2 protein-coding genes are annotated in these 893 nt (G+C 55.8%); both read right to left on the bottom strand.

The features are described from left to right. Positions 1–234 (bottom strand): hypothetical protein (locus tag IVB12_RS09640; protein ID WP_247298132.1); only part of this gene is annotated, 234 nt, incomplete at its 3' end. Between the two features lie 205 nt (positions 235–439). After that, positions 440–757, bottom strand: coding sequence for a DUF1648 domain-containing protein (locus IVB12_RS09645; RefSeq protein WP_247298134.1), 318 nt, complete (start codon positions 755–757; stop codon positions 440–442). Positions 758–893 lie beyond the last annotated feature (136 nt).

The raw sequence follows: 893 nt of genomic DNA on the forward strand, positions 1-893 counted from the left end.
TGACCCAAAGCGGACTTCGCCTCCGACAATCGATACAATTTGAGCACCATCTCTTATCAGAGCGAAAGAATGCCTACCTACACCCGTGGGTAATCGCGGCAATGCGAGGGCACGATGCCAGACGATAACAAAAAGCCTCAACCATGCACTTGCGCCTTCGAAGAGCAACTGCACTGCCTCAGGTTTCAGTCTGGCGAGTGCAACCAGAAGGCTATCCCCGGAACCTTTAGCCATCCTAAGTCCAGATTTGGGCGTATCTCGCGACCAGCACCGATCCCAAAGAAGACCGACGCTCGCAGCGGGCGCGCTGAAGAGTAGGTAGTGTCATACACTTCGCTGGCGTCGGCACCCAGCCGGGTCTGATATTGGCCCGTTGCCGACCTGCTCCATTGCCTGCCAACGGTCAGCCTTTGACCCGAAGCAGACTTGCGCTAGCTTTTCAGAGGGGCCCTCTCACCTTCATCAAAACGAACATGTGAGAACCGGCGGCGATCAACGAGAAAATTACTATTCCCAATTCAGCACCGTGCACATGCTGCGGCGCATATGTTGAAGCCGCCCAAATGAAGAGACGGACGGCGGCCATGAAGGCAATCATCCCCCACATTGCGAGCCATTTTGGGGCGTACCAAGTCGGCTCGCCGTTGCGACCCCATTGCATGGCAACACGCTCGCTTGCGATGCGCGGGCCACGATACAGGTTCAACCCGACGACCAACGCGATAGCGAAGCCAAAGACGTAGTCTGCTGACATCATGCTTTCCGCCTTCTCAAAATCGGCCGAGACTACCCAGAGATGGAGAAGCAATCCATTCTTGTTTAGATGGAGCCGCTCGCGTCTGTTACCTATGGTTGCTGGTAGATTGATTGGACGCTACGACCGCTTCTGGCCC

It is taken from the genome of Bradyrhizobium sp. 179 (assembly GCF_023073535.1).
Taxonomy (GTDB): Bacteria; Pseudomonadota; Alphaproteobacteria; order Rhizobiales; family Xanthobacteraceae; genus Bradyrhizobium.

What these genes read in the sequence shown, in the direction of transcription:
- IVB12_RS09645 (WP_247298134.1), bottom strand. Translation starts at nt 757, where the DNA reads ATGATGTCAGCAGACTACGTCTTTGGCTTCGCTATCGCGTTGGTCGTC.